Here is a 5233-nt window from a genome sequence, read left to right as displayed (position 1 = left end):
GTCGGGTGTGTCGGGGGTGTGGGGGGTGGTGTTGGTGAGGGTGCCGGTGGCGTGGCGGGTCCAGGGGTGGTCCTCGTCCGCGCGCGAGTGGATGGCGAAGGTCCGCTGTCCCTCGTCGGTGGGGCCGCCCACCGTCAACTGGACTTCCACCGCACCCGGTTCGTCGAGTACGAGCGGCGCCTCCAGAGTGAGGTCCTCGATCGTCGGGGTGTCGGTGTGTTGGGCGGCGTGGAGGGCGAGGTCGACGAAGGCGGTGCCGGGCAGGAGGGTGGATCCGGCGATGGTGTGGTCGGCGAGCCAGGGGTGGGTGGTGGTGGAGATGCGTCCGGTGAGGACGAGTTGGTCGCTGTCGGCGAGGGTGATCAGGGCGCCGAGGAGTGGGTGGCCGGGGGAGGTGAGGCCGGCGGTGCCGAGGTCGCCGGTGGGTTGCTGGGGGGTGAGCCAGTAGTGCTGGTGTTGGAAGGGGTAGGTGGGGAGGTCGATGGGGGCGGGGGTGGTTGTGGTCCAGGTGGTGGGGGTGTGGCCGGTGGTGTGGAGGGTGGCGAGGGCGGTGGTGAACGACTGCGTTTCGGGGGTGTTCTTGCGCAGGGTGGGGACGGCGATGGCGTCGGTGGTGAGGCTCTGGCGGGTGAGTGCGGTGAGGGTGGTGTCGGGGCCGATTTCGAGGTAGCGGGTGACGCCGGCGGTTTCGAGGTACTGGATGCCGGGGTGGAAGCGGACGGCTTCGCGGATGTGGCGGGCCCAGTAGGCGGGGTCGGTGAGCTCTCCGGTGACCGGCTGCGCGGTGAGGTTGGAGATGACGGGGATTTGGGCGGGGTGGTAGGTCAGGTCGGCGATGGCGGTCTGGAAGTCGTCGAGGATGTCTTCCATGTGGGGGGAGTGGAAGGCGTGGCTGACCTGGAGGCGGGTGGTGCGCCGGCCCTGGGCGGTGAAGTGCGCGGTGATGGCCTCGACGGCCGGGGTGTCGCCGGAGACGACGGTGGAGCGGGGGCCGTTGACGGCGGCGAGGTCGGCGCCTTGGCGTAGTTGGGCGCGGACTTCGTCTTCGGTGGCTTCCAGGGCGGCCATCGCGCCGTCGTTGCGGGCGGACTGCATGAGGCGTCCGCGGGCGGCGACCAGGGTGACGGCGTCTTCGAGGGAGAGGACGCCGGCGAGGTGGGCGGCGGTGACTTCGCCGATGGAGTGGCCGATGAGGTAGTCGGGGGTGATGCCGTGCTGTTCGAGGGTCCGGTAGAGGGCGGTCTGCAGGGTGAACAGTGCGGCCTGGGTGTAGGCGGTCTGGTGGATGAGGTCGACGTCGTCGCCCCAGAGGACGTCGGTCAGCGGGTGGTCGAGGTGGGGGGTGAACAGGCGGGCGGTTTCGTCGAGTGAGGCGGCGAACGCCGGTACGTCCTCGTAGAGTTCGCGTCCCATGCCGTGGCGTTGGCTGCCCTGTCCGGTGAACAGGAACGCCGTCTTGCCGGGCCGGAGTGTGCCGGTGACCAGGCCGGGGGCCTCGGTGTCCTCGGCCAGTGCCCGCAGTGCGGCGAGCAGGCCCTCGCGGTCCGTCGCGCTGACGACTGCGCGGTGGTCGAAGCGGGTGCGCGCGGCGAGGCTGTGGGCGACGGAAGCGGTCTCCGTCTCGGGCTGCTGGGTCAGGAAGGCCGTCAGCTGCCGTGCCCGCTCGCGCAGTGCCTGCGTGGTGCGCGCCGTGAGGAGCAGCGGTGGCTGTTCCGTCGGCTCGGTCGGTCGAGGTGCCTCCGCGGGCTGTTCGAGGATGACGTGGGCGTTGGTGCCGCTGATGCCGAAGGATGACACCGCCGCCCGGCGGGGACGGTCGTCCTCGACGTCCCACGGCCGTGCCTCGTCGAGCAGCCGCACCGTTCCGTCGGACCAGTCGACGTGGCTGGTCGGCTGCTCGGCGTGCAGGGTGCGTGGCAGGGTTGCGTGCCGCATCGCCATGATCATCTTGATCACGCCCCCGACGCCGGCCGCCGCCTGGGAGTGTCCGATGTTGGACTTCAACGACCCGAGCCAGAGCGGGTGTTCGGCATCGTGGGCCTCGCCGTAGGTGTTCAGCAGCGCCTGGGCCTCGATGGGGTCGCCGAGGCGGGTGCCGGTGCCGTGCGCCTCGACGGCGTCGATCTCCTCCGGTGCGAGCCGCGCGTTCGCCAGGGCCTGCCGGATGACGCGTTCCTGGCTGGGACCGTTGGGCGCGGTCAGGCCGTTGCTGGCGCCGTCCTGGTTGACGGCGGTGCCCCGGACGATCGCCAGCACCGGGTGGCCGTTGCGGCGGGCGTCCGACAGGCGCTCGACCAGCAGCAGGCCGACGCCCTCGCTCCAGCCGGTGCCGTCCGCCTCGTCGGAGAAGGCCTTGCAGCGCCCGTCCGGGGACAGCCCGCGCTGGCGGCTGAACTCCACGAAGGTGCCCGGGGTGGACATGACGGTGGCGCCGCCCGCGAGGGCGAGCGAGCACTCGCCGGCCCGCAGGGCCTGGGCGGCCAGGTGCAGGGCGACCAGGGAGGAGGAGCAGGCGGTGTCCACCGTGATCGCCGGGCCTTCGAGGCCGAAGTTGTAGGCGATCCGGCCGGAGACGACGCTGCCGGTGTTGCCGGTCAGCAGGATGCCCTCCAGCTCCTTCGGCATGAGCTGAACCGGCGGGGCGTAGTCGTGGTACATCACCCCGGCGAAGACCCCGGTGTCGCTGCCGCGCAGGGTGGTCGGGTCGATGCCGGCCCGCTCGAAGGTCTCCCAGGCGGTCTCCAGCAGCAGCCGCTGCTGCGGGTCCATCGCGGTGGCCTCGCGCGGGCTGATCCCGAAGAACTCGGGGTCGAACTCGCCCGCTCGGTAGAGGAATCCGCCCCGGTCGGTGATGGACTTGCCGACCGCCTCGGGGTCCGGGTCGTGGAGGTCCTCCGGCCAGCCGCGGTCGTACGGGAACGGGCCGATCCCGTCGAGGCCCTGGTCGACCAGCTGCCACAGTTCCTCGGGCGTGGTGACGCCGCCCGGGTAGTGGCAGGCCATGCCGATGACGGCGATCGGCTCCGCGTCGGCGGCGGTCCCGGAACCGGCGGCTCGCGTGGTCCGCGGGCGGGGTGCCTGGACGAGGCCCGCGGCCTTGGCGAGTTGCTCCTGCAGGTGCTCGGCCAGGGCGCCGGGTGTCGGGTAGTCGAACACCAGGGTGGCCGAAAGTCGGAGCCCGGTCGCCGAGTTGATGCGGTTGCGCAGTTCGACCGCGCTCAGCGAGTCGACGCCCAGCTCCTTGAAGCCGGCGGAGGCGTCGACCGTGTCCGCGCTGCTGTGGCCGAGCACGGAGGCCGCCGACGCACGGACCAACTCCAGTGCGGCGGCGAGGCGTTGGGTCGTGTCCAGGCCGGCCAGCCGCTCGGCGAACTCGTTGCCCGCCGGCTGGGCGGCCCTGGCCCGGACCCGCTGCGGGGCGGTCCGTACCAGCCCGCGCAGCAGCGCCGGGACGGATTCGGCGCCGGACCGCGCCCGGACGGCGGCGAGGTCGAGCCTGGCCGGGACGAGCAGGGCCTCGGGGCGGCCGAGGGCGGCGTCGAGGAACGCCAGCCCCTCGTCCTCGGACATCGCCGCGACGCCGGCGCGGGCCATGCGCGCGAGGTCGGCGCCGCTGAGCTTCTCGCCCATGCCGCCCTCGTCCCAGAGGCCCCAGGCGAGGGAGGTGGCGGGCAGGCCGAGGGTGTGCCGGTGGTGGGCGAGGGCGTCCAGGAAGGCGTTGGCGGCGGCGTAGTTGGCCTGGCCGGCGGTGCCGGTGAGGCCGCTGACGGAGGAGTACAGGACGAAGGCGGTCAGCGGGAGGTGGGCTGTCAGCTCGTGGAGGTGCAGTGCGGCGTCGATCTTGGGGCGCAGGACGGTGTCGAGGCGCTCGGGGGTGAGGGCGGTGATGATGCCGTCGTCGAGGACGCCGGCGGTGTGGATGACGGCGGTGAGGGGGTGGTCGGTGGGTACGGTGGCGAGGAGGGCGGCGAGGGCGTCGCGGTCGGTGGTGTCGCAGGCGACGGCCCGGACCTCGGCACCGGAGTCGGTGAGTTCGGCGATGAGGTCGGCGGCGCCGGGGGCGTCGGCGCCCCTGCGGCTGGTGAGGAGGAGGTGCCGGACGCCGTGCTCGGTGACCAGGTGCCGGGCCAGCAGGGCACCCAGCCGTCCGAAGGCACCCGTGATCAGCACCGTGCCCTCCGGGTCGAGCCGCACCGGGCCGGAGTCGGCCGCGGTCGGAGCGTTGACGCGGGCGAGCCGGGGCACCTGGAGAACACCGGCCCGAAGCGCGGACTGCGGCTCACCGGCGGCGGCAGCGGCGCGCAGGACCCGCAGCGACTCGGGCGTGCCGTCGTGATCCACCAGGGTGAACCGGCCCGGATACTCCGACTGCACGGTCCGCAGCAGACCCCACACCGGGGCCGCGGCCGGCACCCCGGGCTCGGTCGGGCCGCCGGCGGGCACGGCCTGCCGGGTCAGCACCAGCACCGGGGTCTCGGCCAGCCGGTCGTCCTGGAGCAGCGCCTGGACGGTCGCCAGGGCGTCGTGGGAGGCCCGGCGGGCCGCCTCGAACAGGGCGCCACCGTCCGTACCGTCCGCCTCGGGGTGGCCCGGCGCGTACACCAGGACCTCGGGCGGTTCGGCCGTCCCGTCGTCGAGGGCCGCGCGCAGGGCGGCTGCGTCCTCGTACCGGACGGCTTCGAGCGCCTCGGCCGTTCCGGCATCGCCGATCAGGGCCCAGCGGCCGCCGGTCGCCTCGGCGAGCGCGGCGGCTGCGGGCTGCCAGGCGACGGTGTACAGCGGGTGCCGCTGGTCGGCGTCGCGCAACTGCTCGGCGGAGGCCTCGCGCATCACCAGAGCGTCGATCTCGGCGACCGGTGCGCCGGTCGGATCGGTGAGGCGCAGCGTGGTTCCGGTGCCGTCGACGGACGGGCGGGCCGTGAGCCGGAGCCGGGTGGCGCCGACGGAGTGCAGCGTCACACCGCGGAAGGTGAACGGAAGGCCGCGCTCGGTGCCGGCGATCAGGAGGGGGTGGAGGGTGGCGTCGAGGAGGGCGGGGTGGAGGGTGTGGCCTTCGGGGGTGAGGTGGGTGGGGAGGGTGATTTCGGCGTGGAGGGTGTTGTCGGTGTCGCGCCAGGCTTTGGTGAGGCCTTGGAAGGTGGGGCCGTAGGTGTAGCCGCGTTGGGTGAGGTGGTGGTAGGTGTCGGTGAGGTCGATGGGGGTGGCGGTGGTGGGGGGCCAGGTGGTGTCGGTG

The 5233-nt window shown here is 73.4% G+C and carries 1 protein-coding gene; it reads right to left on the bottom strand.

Features of this window, described 5'->3' with window-relative positions:
* Nucleotides 1-5233, bottom strand: a 5233-nt coding sequence (locus ACGF13_RS40190; RefSeq protein WP_392884594.1) for an SDR family NAD(P)-dependent oxidoreductase, incomplete at both ends; no start/stop codon positions are given.

Origin of the sequence: Kitasatospora sp. NPDC048286 (assembly GCF_043201735.1) — a bacterium.
Taxonomy (GTDB): domain Bacteria; phylum Actinomycetota; class Actinomycetes; order Streptomycetales; family Streptomycetaceae; genus Kitasatospora.
This window is presented reverse-complemented; position numbering and strand designations above follow the sequence as displayed.